This window comes from Mesorhizobium sp. GbtcB19 (genome assembly GCF_019091085.1).
In the GTDB taxonomy this organism is placed as follows: Bacteria; Pseudomonadota; Alphaproteobacteria; order Rhizobiales; family Rhizobiaceae; genus Mesorhizobium.
Genome location: NZ_JAGXJY010000004.1, coordinates 1 through 14,942, shown reverse-complemented (window position 1 = coordinate 14,942; position 14,942 = coordinate 1). Strand labels below are relative to the sequence as shown.

General features: G+C 63.3%; 13 protein-coding genes. 6 read left to right on the top strand and 7 right to left on the bottom strand.

Annotated features, from left to right (window positions below):
* Positions 1-10: 10 nt before the first annotated feature.
* From KVT37_RS09080 to KVT37_RS09055, 6 genes are all read right to left on the bottom strand, one after another.
* Positions 11-421 carry an endonuclease domain-containing protein gene (locus KVT37_RS09080; protein ID WP_217571905.1) on the bottom strand — a complete coding sequence of 137 codons (411 nt, stop codon included), beginning with the start codon at positions 419-421 and terminating at the stop codon, positions 11-13.
* A gap of 61 nt (positions 422-482) precedes the next feature.
* Positions 483-2,387, bottom strand: coding sequence for an ATP-binding protein (locus tag KVT37_RS09075; RefSeq protein ID WP_217571903.1), 1,905 nt, complete (start codon positions 2,385-2,387; stop codon positions 483-485).
* Between the two features lie 24 nt (positions 2,388-2,411).
* Positions 2,412-3,560, bottom strand: a complete 1,149-nt coding sequence (locus KVT37_RS09070; RefSeq protein ID WP_217571901.1) for a hypothetical protein — start codon at positions 3,558-3,560, stop codon at positions 2,412-2,414.
* A gap of 136 nt (positions 3,561-3,696) precedes the next feature.
* Positions 3,697-4,785: a hypothetical protein gene (locus KVT37_RS09065; RefSeq protein WP_217571899.1), complete on the bottom strand. Its 1,089-nt coding sequence runs from the start codon at positions 4,783-4,785 to the stop codon at positions 3,697-3,699.
* A 275-nt stretch (positions 4,786-5,060) separates the two neighbouring features.
* Entirely contained in the window at positions 5,061-5,450 is a 390-nt protein-coding gene (locus KVT37_RS09060; protein ID WP_217571897.1) for a cytochrome c family protein, read from the bottom strand.
* 84 nt (positions 5,451-5,534) lie between these two features.
* Positions 5,535-6,392, bottom strand: coding sequence for a LysR substrate-binding domain-containing protein (locus KVT37_RS09055; RefSeq protein ID WP_217571895.1), 858 nt, complete (start codon positions 6,390-6,392; stop codon positions 5,535-5,537).
* 99 nt (positions 6,393-6,491) lie between these two features.
* On the opposite strand from KVT37_RS09055, the gene KVT37_RS09050 reads away from it, so the two are divergent.
* Positions 6,492-7,388, top strand: a complete 897-nt coding sequence (locus tag KVT37_RS09050) for a DMT family transporter (protein ID WP_217571893.1) — start codon at positions 6,492-6,494, stop codon at positions 7,386-7,388.
* 6 nt (positions 7,389-7,394) lie between these two features.
* On the opposite strand, the gene KVT37_RS09045 is transcribed toward KVT37_RS09050, so the two are convergent.
* Positions 7,395-8,006, bottom strand: a complete 612-nt coding sequence (locus KVT37_RS09045) for a thymidine kinase (RefSeq protein ID WP_217571891.1) — start codon at positions 8,004-8,006, stop codon at positions 7,395-7,397.
* A 249-nt stretch (positions 8,007-8,255) separates the two neighbouring features.
* Here KVT37_RS09045 and choX point away from each other — a divergent pair, with 249 nt between their 5' ends.
* The 5 genes from choX to KVT37_RS09020 all read left to right on the top strand — a co-directional run bounded on the left by choX (position 8,256) and on the right by KVT37_RS09020 (position 14,769).
* On the top strand, positions 8,256-9,191 hold the full coding sequence (gene choX, locus KVT37_RS09040) for a choline ABC transporter substrate-binding protein (RefSeq protein ID WP_217571889.1): 936 nt from the start codon (positions 8,256-8,258) through the stop codon (positions 9,189-9,191).
* A gap of 201 nt (positions 9,192-9,392) precedes the next feature.
* Positions 9,393-10,247: a choline ABC transporter permease subunit gene (choW, locus tag KVT37_RS09035; protein ID WP_217571887.1), complete on the top strand. Its 855-nt coding sequence runs from the start codon at positions 9,393-9,395 to the stop codon at positions 10,245-10,247.
* A complete protein-coding gene (gene choV, locus KVT37_RS09030; RefSeq protein ID WP_217571885.1) occupies positions 10,244-11,425 on the top strand; it encodes a choline ABC transporter ATP-binding protein in 1,182 nt (393 codons plus the stop codon). The genes choW and choV overlap by 4 nt, the downstream gene beginning before the upstream one ends.
* 110 nt (positions 11,426-11,535) lie before the next feature.
* Positions 11,536-13,566 carry an autotransporter outer membrane beta-barrel domain-containing protein gene (locus tag KVT37_RS09025; RefSeq protein WP_217571883.1) on the top strand — a complete coding sequence of 677 codons (2,031 nt, stop codon included), beginning with the start codon at positions 11,536-11,538 and terminating at the stop codon, positions 13,564-13,566.
* A 165-nt stretch (positions 13,567-13,731) separates the two neighbouring features.
* Entirely contained in the window at positions 13,732-14,769 is a 1,038-nt protein-coding gene (locus tag KVT37_RS09020) for an MBL fold metallo-hydrolase (RefSeq protein WP_217571881.1), read from the top strand.
* Positions 14,770-14,942: the final 173 nt, after the last annotated feature.

Here is a 14,942-nt window from a genome sequence, read left to right as displayed (position 1 = left end):
CCGACGCTCATCATCCTTGCTCCGATCTTGCTGCCGGCGGAAACTTCGCATCGACACCAATCATCTTGCGGTCCAGCCGACCATCCAATGCTGCAACTATCGTATCCAGCACGCTCGAAAGGCTCGTCAAAACATCCGCGTGCCATACCCTCAATACCGACCAACCGTTGTCGTTCATCGTCTCGTCCCTGTATCGATCCCGGAACCGACTTGCATGTTGGCTACCGTCGACCTCGACAACCAGATTGGCTTCGCGGCAAGCGAAATCCGCGAAATAGGGGCCGATCGGCAGTTGGCGAACAAATTTGTGGCCGTTCAATCGCCGTCCTCGCAGTTCATGCCACAGCCGTTCCTCGGCATCGTTCTCGACTTTCCGCAGCTCGCGGGCTCTTGCAACCTTTGGCTCATTTCTGCCGCGCATGGCGCCGCCCCTCATCCGCCCTTCGGGCACCTTCTCCCCGTTAACGGGGAGAAGGAAAAGATCACAACGAACCCTTCTTCTTCATCTCCTCCATCTCGCGCGCCGCGCGTTCTCTCAGCCGCGCATCGCGCAGCAGCTTCTCGACCGCTGCGTCGTCGGATTTGTCGGAATAGCGGAACTCGCTATCGGCGTAGCGGTTGATCTCCTGCATGACCATGCCCATCGAGAACGGCCCGCGCAGTTCCTCGATCATCGCCTTCTTGTCGTCGTAGCTTTTGTGCATGAAGGCTTCCGGTTTCTCGAACCAGTCGTCGGGCAGCTCGATGTCCATGGCGCGCATCTTGATGGCGTCGGTGACGTTCTTGATGGCGCGGCCGGTGAAGCGGGGTTCGGCATCCTTGATCATGTGCAGGTAGGTGCCGACATCGGCCATGGTCTTCGGCGCGCCGTTCTCCTTCATGTAGCGCTCATAGACCTTCATCAGCCCGTCTTCCTGCGGCTTCTCATGCTCTTCATAGGCCTCGGTCACGGCGCGCTGGATTTCCTGCGCGGCATAAAGCTCGTGCTCGCCCAGCGGAATCTTGTGGTTCTTGCCGGCAAGCAGCACGAAGATGTCGATATAGTCGTCGCGGGTCTGCGGGCCGTCGACCAGCCAGCGCGCGCCGGCGCGCTGGCGCAGCGCGTCGTCGACATTTTCCGGATAGTTGGAAAACATGCCGAAGGAGCAGTTGCCGCGCACGACTGTCGCGGCGCCGGCGAAGGCGTCCATCAGGACGCCGGTGATCTCCTGCTGACCGGCCGATGCGCGGTCGTCGGAACGGCGCGCCGCGACCTGGTCGATGTCGTCGATGGTGCCGAAACCGATGACGCGCGGATTGAGCACATTGTTGATGAACTGGCGGCAGTTCTGGCCCGACTTGCCCTGATAGGACGAGATCTGGTCGACGCCGAAATTCTCATAGGCGAAAGGATAGCCGGCGACCTGGCAGTAGCCATTGACGAGGCCGGCGATCATCTGGATCAGCGTCGTTTTGCCGGTGCCGGGCGCGCCGTCGCCGATGAAGGTGAAGAGGAAGCCGCCGAGCTCGACGAAAGGGTTCAACTCGCGTTCGAAGTCGTAGGCCATCAGCATTTTGGCCAGCCTGACCGACTGGAATTTGGCGATGTGGTTGCCGACGACCTCCTCCGGTTTCTTGAAGGTCATCACCAGCGGCTTGGAACGCTTGCCGGGCGCGACGTCGAAGCCGTCGAGGGTGAAGTCGTCGACATCGATGCGGATATGGGCGTTCTCGAACGGGCCGATGCCGTCGAAGCGGCCCTTTCGCGCCAGCAGCCCGTCGATGGCGACGCGGGCAAAGGCGCGGGCGCGTGTCGTCAGGTCGCCGTCGTCCTTGGTGCCGGCAATCGCCTTGTCGAGGCCGGCGACGATCGACTTCACCGCGTCCTGCGGCGTGTCGAACAGGAAGTCGGGCTCGGGGATGTCGTTCGGCGCCTCGCCATCGCTGTCGATTAGCTGAAAGAGGTAGGACGCAAAGCTGAAGGCGGAGACGTAAGCCGAGGCGGACAGAAGCTTCTTGAAGGTCGAGGCCTCGTCGCCTTCGAGCGGCGCGCGGGCGTTTTTCGCCTGCAGGCTTTCAAGGTCCGAGCCTTCGGCAAAGACATCCGAGATGGCCAGCGCAATCGCCAGGCCACGGCGGGCGCGATAGAGCAGCGTGTGCTGCGGGATGCTCATCAACTGGTCGTCGGGGTGGATGGCCGCGACCGTCTTCGTCAGCTCGACCTCGCGCGTGCGGCGCACCGAGCCGACCGACACGGTCGAGACGAAGCGGCGATTGGTGCCGGCGAGCGCGGTACCGGATTCGCGCGAAGGGTCCTCCAGCACGACGATGCGGGTGATGAAGCTCTGCGCGGTCGCGCGGTGCTTCTCGATTGCGGCTTCAGAGATCGTGGTCAGGCCGGTGTCCATGAAGGATGCTCCGCGGTTTGACTGTCAGACATCGCTGATGACCTGCCCGTTGGACAGGATGTGGACCTTGTAGCCGGAAAAGATCTTCTGCGCCTCGCCCGCGGCGTAGAGCGCCTGGTAGGCCTCGTGCGGGATCAGCGCATGGTTCTCGTAGCTCGACACGCCCTGGCGCGCGGCTTCGAGATCATCGGTGTTGATGAAGAATTCCTGCGTCGTCTTCTCGCTGGAGAACAGCCCCTTGCGGCCGGGCTTCTCGCTCTTGGAGAAGACCTCCTGGATGGTCCAGGTGAGCAGCCAGGCATTCGCCGGCTTGCGCACCTTGGCCAGCACCTCGGCCACGGTCGAATTGTTGTCGGTGATGCCGGCCGAATAGAAGGGACCGAGCACGACGCGCCGCAACTGCTTGGGATGCAGCGGCTCGAAATCCTTGTCGAGATTGACCGCGATGGTTGCCGGCGACAGCGTGTAGGCCGAATTCTTCTCGGTGAAATCGTCGAAGCGGTGCGCAAGTTCCGGATTGAGCAGACCGTCGACGGGAAGGGGAATGTCGACCCGCTCGTTCAGCTTGCCGGTGCTGTCGTCGACAAGCTGGCGCACCATGCTTTCGGACGAGTCCTCGACCGTCACCATATAGACCAGCGGCAGGTTGGCGCTGCCGTCGAATGCGGCCCAGTGGACGAGATAATAGGGCCGCATGGTCTTCGGGTTGACCGAGACCTTGGCCGTCTGCGCAAGCGTGAAGGGGCCGAAGGTCGCCTCGCTCTTGACGTCCTCCAGATAGAGCCGCTCGGCCATCGATCGCTGCAGCGCTTCGGGAAATTCCTTGTGGCGCAGGATGAAGTCGGCCATTTCCTCGCGCAGCTCGCCGGCCAGCGGGATGTTGGCCAGCCGCGCATCGGCCTGCTGGCGGTCGTTTTCCAGTTCGAGCAGGTTCTGGAAAACGGGATAGCCGCTGTCGGCGCGCGAGATGCGGAAGGTGTCCATGAAGCCCAGCCGGTTGCGCCAGCAGGCAAAGGACTTGTCCAGCCGCGCGATATATTCCGCGACGATCTTGGCGACAATGCCGTGCCGGTAAAGCGGCGAGCGGTCGTCTCGCATGAACACTTCCAGTCCGCTCAGCGCCGCCGTGATGGCGGAGAAATAGCGTGCGGCCGCGTCGTTCTCAGGTGTCATGTGGCTGCCGTGGAAATGAAGTCAGCGGCGCCGTCCAAGCAGATATTCGTGGGATGCCCCACGAATATCTGCTTGGATTCCTTTGTTTTTCGCAGGTTCTGACCGCAAAACCGTGGGGCACTTTTGCGGAACCTGCTTAGGACTGCACATAGTTGGCGGAATTGTGCTTCTTCATCACGTCGTCGAAACGGCGGGCGAAGGCATCGTCGGCAAGCTTCTTGCGGCGCTGGATGTCGGCACTGGCCACCATGTTCTTCTCATGCATCTCCAGGAGGTCGCCGATGTGCTTCTGCGAGGCGGCGCCGATGCCGGCCATCGTCTCCTCGGCCGTGTTGTCGACCTGGCTACCCAGCGTGTTGATCTTGTGAGCGACGTCCTGCTGGGCGGCGGTCTTCAGCGAATCTTCCAGGGCCTTGTAGAGGACGATGCGCTGCTCGGTGTCGATGGTCAGCTTGTTGATCAGCGTCGATTGCGCGGCGATCTGATTGTTGAGCGAATCGACGAAGGTCTGGAACATCGACGTGTAGCGCTCCAGCGTCTGGCTTTCGGCGAGCAACTCCTGCTCCTTGGCCTGCTTCTCGTTGTATTCGGTCGCCATTTTCGAGCGCTCGCCCTCAAGCTGGGTGCGCTCCTTCTGGGTCGTGGAGGCGGCGATCTTGTTCTCGATGTCGAGCAGCAGAGGGTTCAATTCCTCGATGCGCTTCTGCACCGCTTCAAGGTTGGTCATGGTCACCTTGCGGCGCTCGATCACCTGCGAAAGACTCGTCTCGGATGTCTTGTAGCGCTGGTCGAGAACCTGCTTCTGCGCCTTCAGGATGCCGACGATGGTGTCCGACTTCGCCAGGAGCTCCTGCAGATTGCCGGCGAGCGACATGTTGCGGACGCGGTCGGTGCGCATGCGCTGCTTGCGCTGCGCCGAAAACACGCCGACGAAGTTTTCCCAGCCGGTGTAGTTCTTCATGCTCTCGAATTCGGCGCCGAAGACGTTGGTGGCATCCTCGAGCCCGATGATGAGGTCGGCGATGTTGCCTTCCATGACCTTCTGCTGCTTGAGCACGTCCTCAATGCGGGCGTTCTCGATGTCGAAATTGGCGTCGCCGATCTTCTTGTCGGCCTGGGCAAGCGTGTCGAGCACCGTGCCGGACTGCTCGATCTTGGCGCGCATGTCCTGCACGACCTGCTTGGTCTTGGCAATTTCGGCATCGAAATTCTGCAATGTCGCCATTGGGGCCTCCTGCTTCGGCATCCGTTTCCGTGTCGTGGCGGCGAATATATGTGGGGCTTCAAGGGATTGAAAGAAGGAAGACAAGGAGAGGCGTCAAAACAAAAGAATTGCTCAGATCCTTGAAAGACAAGGCAAGCATGCGTAAAGCGGCCAGTAACACGCGCCGCGATCGAACGGCTTTAGCTTATATGCCCTAAGCGCTTGTTTTTGCGAACGGCCATGAAACAGTGCCGGCAAATCTCTTGCGGCGGCAATACCGGTCCCTCCGGAACCGATCAGGGCTTGGGGTCGGCCTTGAGATAGGCAATCACGTTGGCGATGTCGTCGTCGCTGCTCAAGCCGGTAAAGGCCATTCTGTTGCCGGGAACCTTTTGCCTGGGCGCCTTGAGATATTCGGCGAGGTTGGCTTCGTCCCAGACGAGGCCCGCGGCGCCGGCATCCTTCATGGCCTGCGAATAGTGGTCGGCAAAACTTTCCGCCGAGCCGGCCGTGCGGCCGACGACACCCATGAGATGCGGACCGACCTTGTCGCGATCTGTTGCCGCCTCATGGCAGGCGATGCAGCGGTTGAAGACCTTCTTGCCCAGCGCAGCATCGCCGCCGGCATGCGCGGCAAGGCTGCCGGCAAGCAGGAAGAGAGCGGTAGACGAAACGGCTCGAAGCATGGCTGACCCCGGAGAGTTCTCGGCCTTATAGGGGCGAGGCCTTAACAAACGCTACATCTTGTTGCCGCGCGTGATCTCCGCGGCTCAGGTCTGCTGCGCCAAGTCGCGGCGCAGAAAATCATCTAGACGATCGACCGCCGGCGTCGTCGACAGCGGGTTGCGCAGGATGCCTATCTCGAGGTCCGGCAACACCGGCAGCCCCTCATTGGTGCCGATGATGCGCAGCGACGGAGGCACGCTTCGCTGGGCAAGGCCGGCGACCGCGAGCCCGGCCTGCACGACCGCGACCAGCCCGAGCAGGGAGGCGCTGGAATAGGTGCAGCGGTAGGATCGGTCGGCACCGCCGAGTGCCTGCAGGACGCTCATGCGCGCCGCGCAGCCAGGCTCGAACAGGGCGACGGGCAACGGATCGGCCTGCCAGGCGACGTGGTTGGGCGAGGCGACCCAGACGAAGCGCTCCAGCCGGACCACGTCGAGCGGCTGCTCAGGCAGGCGGGTGACGATCGCGAGGTCAAGTCGCCCCTCCGCCAGGGTTTTCACCAGCGCGGTCGATTGCTCGCAGACCAGTTCGACGGTCACCAGCGGGTGATCCTCGGCAAAGCGCGACAGCACAGGCGGCAGCAGGAAGGCGGCGTAGTCGTCCGGTACGCCAAGGCGCACGCTGCCCGTTTCCATCGGCCGGGTGACGCTGGCCCACGCTTCGTCCGACAATTTCAGCAGCCGGCGCGCGTAGATGAGGAAATCCTCGCCGATCGCGTTGGGCGTAACCGTTCTCGGACCGCGCACCAGAAGCTGGTTGCCCACCATGTCCTCCAGCCTTTGCATCTGCATGCTGACCGCCGACTGGCTGCGGCCGACGCGGGGCGCCGCATTGGACAAGCTGCCGGTTTCGACGACGGCGACGAAGGTTTTCAAGAGGTTGAGGTCGAGCGGAGCAGCCATGGTGCTATCAGCATATCGAATAGATCTTCACAAATCTATTCGCTTGATTGGAATCGCTTCCACTGGCCAGATGGATGGCGACCGCTGGAGAGCCGTGCGATGAGAGCCATATCAATCGACCGTTTCCCTGCCGCGAGCCTCGCGCTGGCGATGGTGATCGCCGGCACGGTCGGCGCCTTCGTGACGGAGTCGGGACAGCATCCCGCCGCCGTCGTCTTCTGGCGATGCGTGTTCGGCGCGATATTTCTGACGGCGTGGTGCCTGCTGCGCGGCTACCTGCCGGATCGGACGCTGTCTCCATCCCGGCTTGCGCTCGCCGCGCTCGGCGGCGTTTGCATGGTGGCGAGCTGGACGGCCTTCTTCGCCGGCTTCGCCATGACATCGATCGCGACGACGACAATCGTCTACCATGTGCAGCCGTTCTTCGTGGTGCTGATCGGTGTCATCTTCCTCAAGGAACGGATCTCGTTCGACCAGATCCTTTGGATGCTTGGCGCGTTCCTCGGCGTCGTGCTGGCCAGTGGCCTCGTCGTCACGCATGGCCATGCCGACCCGAAATGGGCGTTGGGCATCGCGCTGACGCTCGGCGCCGCCCTGCTTTATGCGGTGGCGACGATCCTCGCCAAGGGCCTCGGGCGACAGCGCGCGGAGATCACGGTGCTTTGCCAGACGCTGGTCGGGGTCGTGCTGCTCGCTCCGTTCGCCGACATCGGCCATCCCATCCCGCTGGCGTCATGGAGCTGGCTGGCCGGGATCGGCGTGCTGCATACCGGCATCGCCTATGTGCTGATGAATTCCGCCTTTCCGCGCCTGACGACGCCGGTGATCGGCATCATCACTTTCATCTATCCCGTCGTCGCCATCATCATCGACTGGGCATTGTACGCGCATCCGCTGCGGCTGGCTCAAGCTGCCGGCATGGCGCTGATCGCGCTGGCGACACTCGGCGTGCGGCTCGGCTGGCGGTTTCCTATGTGGCGTGTCTCCGCCGCCTGAATCTGGTCAGGGCCTGACGAAGCCGATGAAGTCGTCGGGTGCGGCCCTGCCCATCTCCTCTTCCCAATGGCGGCGGCAGAGCGAAACATAGACGTCCTTGCCGATCGCCACCTGCGCGCCCTGCTTGGCCACCTTGCCGTCAGGCCCCAGTCGCACGACCATCGTCGCCTTGCGACCGCAACGGCAGATGGTGCGCACCTCGCGCAGATCGTCGGCGATGGCGAGCAGCGCCCGCGAGCCGGAGAACAGATTGCCCTGGAAATCGGTGCGCAGGCCATAGCACATGACCGGAATGCCGAGACGGTCGGCGATGCGGGCGAGCTGCCAGACCTGCTCCTCCTCGAGGAACTGCGCCTCGTCGATGAAGATGCAATGCACGGGGGCATGCTGGTGATGCTCGGCGACCCTGGCATAGAGATCGTCGCCGTCGCGGAACATCTCGGCCTCGGATTCGAGACCAATGCGCGAGGAGATCAACCCGTTGTCGCCCTTGCGATAGTGGCCGGCGACGAACAGCATCGTCGACATGCCGCGTTCGCGATAGTTGTAGGACGCCTGCAGAAGCATGGTCGTCTTGCCGGCATTCATCGTCGCGTAGTGGAAATAAAGCTTGGCCATGGGTGCTTTTTAAGCCGAGTTCGCGCGGCGCGGGGAGGGGGCGCCGGCTCCGTCCACCAAAAACTGCGTACCGTGGCAAAATTCGATGTCGTTCAAAAACCCGTCATGTCGCTTACTGGCCAGTGCGCGCCGTTCATCGTGACGTTGAACCGCTTGAAACAACTTCAAAATGGTGTTTGGCTGACGAAACAAGGCGGGCGCAAGAACCGTGACTTCGCATCGCCTGAGAATTGCAATGGGAGAAAGTTCATGTCGCGTATGAAATCTATCGCCGCGGGCCTCGGCCTGGCGGCGCTTATGACCACGACCGCCGCTTATGCCGGCGATGCGGCGAGCTGCAAGGCGGTTCGCCTTTCCGATGTCGGCTGGACCGACATCCAGGCCACGACGGGCCTGGCCTCGGTGCTGCTTACCGCGCTCGGCTACGAGCCGCAGACGATCCAGCTTTCGGTGCCGGTAACCATGGCCTCGCTGAAGAACAAGGACCTCGACGTCTTCCTCGGCAACTGGATGCCGTCGATGACCAACGACATCAAGGACTACACTGCCGACGGCTCGGTCGAGACGATCAGCACCAACCTGACCGGCGCCGGCTACGGCATCGTGGTGCCCACCTATGTGGCGGACGCCGGCGTCAAGTCGCTGACCGATCTCGGCAAGTTCAAGGACAAGTTCAACGGCAAGATCTACGGCATCGAGGCCGGCAATGACGGCAACCGCATCATCCTCGACATGATCAAGAACCCGAAGGACAACCTTGCCGGGTTCGAGCTGGTCGAGTCCTCGGAGGCCGGCATGCTGACGCAGGCCGAGCAGTCGATGAAGAACAATGAGTGGATCGCCTTCCTCGGCTGGACACCGCATCCGGTGATGGGCGCCATGAAGATCACCTATCTCGACGGCATGGGCGACAGCGGCTTCGGCGCCGCGACCGTCTATACCAATGTGCGCAAGGGTTACACCACCGAATGCCCGAACGCCGGCAAGTTCATCGCCAACCTGAAGTTCAATCTGGACATGGAAGGGCAGATGATGGACGCGATCCTGAAGGGCGGCGACGCCCAGACGGTGGCGAAGGATTGGCTGAAGAAGAATCCTGACGCGGTCGCGCCGTGGATTGCCGGCGTCACCACCTTCGATGGCGGCGACGCGGCGGCGGCCGTCAAGACCGCACTCGGGAGCTGAGCCGGCTTTGAGTCCGGAATGATCATCCGGAAGAGGGCAGCCAGGTAGAAAAGGCTGCCCTTTTTCTTAAAGCGCGTTGCGCTTTAAGTCCCTGTTTTTACGCATGTCATTTTCCCAAAACCGCTGCACACTTTTGGGTGACATGCGTTATCCTGTGAGAAGGTGACCGTACGGAAAGTGCGGCGAAGCCGAGAGGGGAAGATGGATCCGATTTCCAAATTGCTGACCGACTATAAAATCCCCATCGGGCCATGGGGCAAAGCCTTCTTCGGCTTCCTCACCGACAATTTCGACACCATCTTCCGGGCGTTTTCAAACGGGCTGAATTTCATCCTCGACGGGGCGGTGAATCTTCTGCTGATGGTGCCGCCGGTGCTTCTGGCGCTGGTCATTGCGATCATCGCCTGGCTGCTGCAGCGTTCGCGGCCGCTTGCCATTGGCGTCTTCCTCGGCCTGATCTTCATCATCAACCAGAACCTGTGGAAGCAGACGGTGCAGACGCTGGTGCTAGTGGTTGCCGCCGCCGCCATGGCGATGGCGATCGGCGTGCCGCTGGGCATCTGGGCCGCGCACAAGCCGAAGGTCTACCGCGTCATGCTGCCGGTGCTCGACTTGATGCAGACGCTGCCGACCTTCGTCTACCTGATCCCGGTGCTCACGCTGTTCGGCCTCGGCAACGCGCCGGGCCTCATCGTCACCATCATCTTCGTCATCCCGACCGCCGTGCGGCTCACCCATCTCGGCGTGGTTTCGGTGCCCAAGGCGATCATCGAGGCGGGCGAGGCGTTCGGCGCCACCAAGCGCCAGCTTCTGTGGAAGGTGGAGCTGCCGTCGGCGCTGCCCACCATCATGGCGGGGCTGACGCAATCGATCATGCTGTCGCTGTCGATGGTGGTGTTCGCCGCCCTGATCGGCGCCGGCGGCCTCGGCACGGAAATCAACCGCGCGCTCGGCTCGCGACGCATCGATCTCGGGCTTGAGGCTGGCCTCGCCATCGTCGTGCTCGCCATCGTGCTCGACCGCATGACCCGCATCGGCGTTGGAGGCAAGAAATGACCGTCGCGGTTGATTTCAAGAACGTAGACATCGTCTTCGGCGCCGATCAGGCCGGTTCGCTGGCGCTGATCGACAAGGGCGCCACCCGCGCCGAGATCCTCGAAAAGACCGGCAATGTGCTGGGTTGCGCCGGCGCCAGCCTCACCGTGCATGAAGGCGAGATCTCGGTGCTGATGGGCCTGTCCGGCTCCGGCAAGTCGACTCTGCTGAGGGCCGTCAACCGGCTGAACGTCGTGTCGCGCGGCCAGGTGCTGGTCAAGGACGGCGACCGGACAGTCGATGTCGTCACCTGCGATGAGGCGACCTTGCGGCGGCTGCGCCAGAAGCAGGTGGCGATGGTGTTCCAGCAGTTCGGCCTGCTGCCATGGCGCACGGTCGAGGAGAATGTCGGCTTCGGGCTCGAGCTTGCCGGCGTGCCGGAGGCGGAACGCAAGGAACGGGTGCGGAAACAGCTTCAACTCGTCCATCTCGACCAGTGGTCGAAGAAATACGCGCATGAGCTTTCGGGCGGCATGCAGCAGCGCGTTGGTCTCGCGCGCGCCTTTGCCACCGAGGCGCCGATCCTTTTGATGGACGAGCCATTCTCGGCGCTCGACCCGTTGATCCGCACCAAGCTGCAGGACGAACTGCTGCAGCTCCAGGCGGAGCTGAAGAAGACCATCATCTTCGTCAGCCACGACCTCGAGGAGGCGCTGAAGATCGGCAGCCACATCACCATCATGGAAGGCGGGCGCATCGTGCAGACCGGCGCGCCGGAAGACATCGTGCTCAGACCCGCCAATGACTATGTCCGCGACTTCATCGCCAATGTGAACCCGCTGTCGGTGCTGACGGCGTGGAACGTGATGCGGGACCGTCGCGACCTGGAGCAGGGCGACGACGGCTGGGTGTGGCTCGACCGGCGCAAGACGACCCGCTTCAAGATCGACGACCATGGCCTGGTGGCCGCGGCCGAGCGCGACGGCAAGCCGGCGGTGTGGGTCTCCTGCGCCGATGTCGAGAGGCAGCCGGAGGAGGGGTCTCAGGTGTTCTGGGCCAATCCCGGCACGCCGCTGAAGACGGTGATGCTGGCCATGCACCGCTCGCAGACGGCGCCGGTGGCGCTGTTCGACGAAGGTTCGCGCTTCGTCGGCGCGATCGGCATCCGCGACGTGCTGAGCGCGGTGCTGAGGCGATAGGCCTTTTCGCAGGCGCCCAGGTCCTCGACCCGGGCGCCTGCCCGCGGCTTGTCTTTCGCTTCCTTCGAGCGCAGACTCCGCTTGTTGCGTACCCATGCGCCGAGGGGGTGATGCCGACGTCGCGCAATAGGGTTCCAGGCGCGGTAGCGCTGTCTATTTTCGTTGCGCTCCCGCTGGGAAGCGGCGCGGCGTTCTCCCAAAGCTTTGTCATCGGTAACGGCGTGACTGCCGGCCAGCAGACGATGGGCAATACCGGCGATACCGGCGCCGTCAGCCCGACCGGCGTGATCGAAACATCGGGCGCCGGGGCCGATGCCGTGCGCATGCTTGGCGCGGACCAGAGGCTCACAAACAACGGGCTGATCGAAACCTTGGGCGGTGCCGCCGCCAATGTGCATTCGCAAGGCGCGGACGCGACCATCCTCAACAACGGGGCCATCCTCGCCATAGGCGACGGCTCCATCGGTGTGCTGTCCGAGGGCAATGATGTCGACGTCGTCAACTACGGTTCGATCGAAGCGCTGGGTGTCGCGACATACGGCATCATCAGCGATGGCGCGGGCGGGCGTGTGGACAATCATGGCTTTATCGGCGTTTCCGGCACCGCGGCCGCGGGCATCATCGGCGATGCGCCGGACCTGACGATCTCCAACAGCGGCGCGATCGAGGCGTACGGGATCGCCGCCGGAGGAATCCTCTGGCAGAGCAACGGCCTGCGGCTCGACAATTCCGGGTCGATCACCGTGTCAGGGCCGGCTTCCGTTGGCATCGGGGCCAGCGGCAACGACATCGCGATTGCCAACAGCGGTACGGTCGACGTCTTCGGGACAGCCTCGACCGGCATCGGCACGCTGTTCGGCAACGCCGCGATCACCAATTCAGGTTCGGTCGTCGTCGAGGGCGTGGGTGGCGTGGGCATTGCCGCCCAGGGCAGCAACTCCGTCGTGACCAATTCCGGCCGCGTCTTCAGCGACCAGAGCGTCGCGATCTATTTCGGCGCGCCCGGCGCGACGCTGAACCTTCTGGGCGGGACGGCCATTCAGGGGCCGATCGTTTTTTCCGGCGGCGGCAACACCGTGACCTTCGGCCCCGCGCTGAACGCCGTCATGAGTTTTTCGGGAACTGGCCTGCCGCAAACCGTCCTGACCGGCGGCCGGCCGTTCGTGACCAGCGGCGACAGCGTGGCGGTGGTCGACATCACCGGATTTGCGAGCAGCGCGCCGCTGCTCGGGGACCTTGTTGACGGCATAGCCGGTACGGCCGAAGCGCGCATGGCCGCCCCGGGCAGCGACTTTTTTGCGCATAAAGGTCGGGACGCCTGGATCTCCACTTTCGGCGGGATACGCTCCCAGGGCGGCTCCGGCGCATCGGCCGGGTTCAGCGAGGCGCTGGGCGGCATCGTCGCCGGCGCCGAAAAGCGCTCTGGCGACGGCTTCCTGGGTGGCTTGCTGCTGGGCGGCGCCGCCGGATCGACCGAGGTCGACGACGACGCGCAGGAGATCGTTCATCGCGGCGTGTTTGCGGGCGGCTATCTCGGCTATGACGGAGGGGCGCATTTTGCCGAGGCGACGTTCGTTGCCGGCGTGCTGCAGGAGCGCAGCCGACGCCGCGTCGCGAACAACCAGGTGCTCGACGGCGTCGAGACGGCGCGGGCCGATTTCAACGGCATCTTCCTCAGCCCGTCGGTCACGCTCGGCATACGTGTGCCGGTCGCGGCCGGTACGCTGATACCCAGCGTGCGGCTGCGTTACGCGGGGCTCTTCATCGATGGTTACGCCGAGACCGGTTCTGACGGCGATCTCGCGGTCTCGCGGCGTGACGTCCACGTCTTCGAGGCGCGTGGCCAGCTCGCGCTCGCCTTGGCGCCCGTCACCACGCCGAGCCAGAGCTGGCAAACCACGCTTCGGACCGGGATCGACGCGATAGCGCAAGACAACGGCGATGTGTCGGCGGTGCTGCTTGGCCAGGACATCTCCTTTGCCGCCGGCGGCAAAAAAATGGTGGTACGCGGCTTTGCCGGGGCGGATGTCGCGGTGGAGGTGGGCGCCGGCATGACTTTGAATGCCGGCTTCGAGGCCGGCTACGGAAGCGACAATGCCTTCACCTTCCGGGGTGGGGCTCGTCTCAGCAAAGCTTTTTGAGAATGCTGCTCGACGACCTCGGCGCCGTAGCTGCAGGGAAGACCGTCTACCGGCGAATATATTTTTCGAAATCCATTCCGATTCCGATCGCTGGTGCAGTAGAATATTGCTACGACCGGGCGGGCGAGGCGCCGGCGGTGCGAGAACCCAGCGGGGTAGTGAAAAATGATCTTCCGCCAGCTCTTCGATTCCGTCTCGGGCACCTACTCCTATCTGCTTGCCAGCCGCAAGGGCGGCGAGGCGCTGATCATCGATCCGGTGCTGGAGAAGGTCGATCGCTACCTGCAACTGGTCAACGAGCTGGACCTGAGGCTGGTCAAGGCGGTGGACACGCATCTTCATGCCGACCACATCACCGGTCTCGGCGCGCTGCGCGACAGGACGCATTGCGTGACCGTCATGGGCGAGCAGACCAAGGCCGATGTGGTCTCGATGCGGCTTGCTGATGGCGACAAGCTCGGCATCGAAGGGCTGGCGCTCGACGTCATCTACACGCCCGGCCATACCGACGATTCCTACAGCTTCATCCTGCCCGACCGTGTCTTCACCGGCGATACGCTGCTGATCCGCGGCACCGGCCGCACCGACTTCCAGAACGGTGATCCGCGCCAGCAATATGAATCGATCTTCGGCCGCCTGCTCAAGCTGCCCGACGAGACGCTGATCTTCCCGGCGCATGACTATAAGGGCGAGACCGTGTCGACCATCGGCGAGGAAAAAGCCTTCAACCCGCGCCTGCAGGTTAAGTCGGTGGACGAATATGTGAACATCATGAACAATCTGAAGCTGTCCAATCCGAAGATGATGGATGTCGCGGTGCCCGCCAACATGCGGGTCGGGCTGCACCAGGACGATATCGCGAGCCGCGGCTGGTCGGTGACCGCCGAGCAGGCGCTGGCGCTGGTCGGCCGGCCCGATGTGGCGCTGATCGACCTGCGCGAGCAGAGCGAGCGGGAACGCCACGGCGTCATCCCCGGCGCAATCCATCTGCCCTATGCGCGGCTGCAGGAAAACATCGCCGCCGGCGGCATGCTGCACGAGCTGGCGAAATCGACCAGCAAGCAATTGCTTTTCTACTGCGCCTTCGGCGAGCGCTCGGCGATGGCGGTGCAGGCGGCGCAGGACGTCGGCATTGCCAGCGCCCGCCACATCCAGGGCGGCATCGATGCCTGGCGGAAGGCCAGCGGACCGCTATCTCACTAGTTCCCCAGCGCAAACGCCGGGGATTGGTTGAAGCCGCCCCAACCTCGTCATTCTATGGCGGAGCAAGGAGCGAAGCGACGCGGCGCAGACCATAGAATCCTGTGTGTTGGTTCTGGTGTATGGTTGAAGTGGGAAGGAGACCGAGTGGATCCTGGTCGTCCTTTCGGACAGGC

Excerpts from the sequence above, each read along its gene's own strand:
- KVT37_RS09080 (WP_217571905.1), bottom strand. The coding sequence starts at position 421 with ATGCGCGGCAGAAATGAGCCAAAGGTTGCAAGAGCCCGCGAGCTGCGG.
- KVT37_RS09075 (WP_217571903.1), bottom strand. The coding sequence starts at position 2,387 with ATGGACACCGGCCTGACCACGATCTCTGAAGCCGCAATCGAGAAGCAC.
- KVT37_RS09070 (WP_217571901.1), bottom strand. The coding sequence starts at position 3,560 with ATGACACCTGAGAACGACGCGGCCGCACGCTATTTCTCCGCCATCACG.
- KVT37_RS09065 (WP_217571899.1), bottom strand. The coding sequence starts at position 4,785 with ATGGCGACATTGCAGAATTTCGATGCCGAAATTGCCAAGACCAAGCAG.
- KVT37_RS09060 (WP_217571897.1), bottom strand. The coding sequence starts at position 5,450 with ATGCTTCGAGCCGTTTCGTCTACCGCTCTCTTCCTGCTTGCCGGCAGC.
- KVT37_RS09055 (WP_217571895.1), bottom strand. The coding sequence starts at position 6,392 with ATGGCTGCTCCGCTCGACCTCAACCTCTTGAAAACCTTCGTCGCCGTC.
- KVT37_RS09050 (WP_217571893.1), top strand. The coding sequence starts at position 6,492 with ATGAGAGCCATATCAATCGACCGTTTCCCTGCCGCGAGCCTCGCGCTG.
- KVT37_RS09045 (WP_217571891.1), bottom strand. The coding sequence starts at position 8,006 with ATGGCCAAGCTTTATTTCCACTACGCGACGATGAATGCCGGCAAGACG.
- choX (WP_217571889.1), top strand. The coding sequence starts at position 8,256 with ATGTCGCGTATGAAATCTATCGCCGCGGGCCTCGGCCTGGCGGCGCTT.
- choW (WP_217571887.1), top strand. The coding sequence starts at position 9,393 with ATGGATCCGATTTCCAAATTGCTGACCGACTATAAAATCCCCATCGGG.
- choV (WP_217571885.1), top strand. The coding sequence starts at position 10,244 with ATGACCGTCGCGGTTGATTTCAAGAACGTAGACATCGTCTTCGGCGCC.
- KVT37_RS09025 (WP_217571883.1), top strand. The coding sequence starts at position 11,536 with ATGCCGACGTCGCGCAATAGGGTTCCAGGCGCGGTAGCGCTGTCTATT.
- KVT37_RS09020 (WP_217571881.1), top strand. The coding sequence starts at position 13,732 with ATGATCTTCCGCCAGCTCTTCGATTCCGTCTCGGGCACCTACTCCTAT.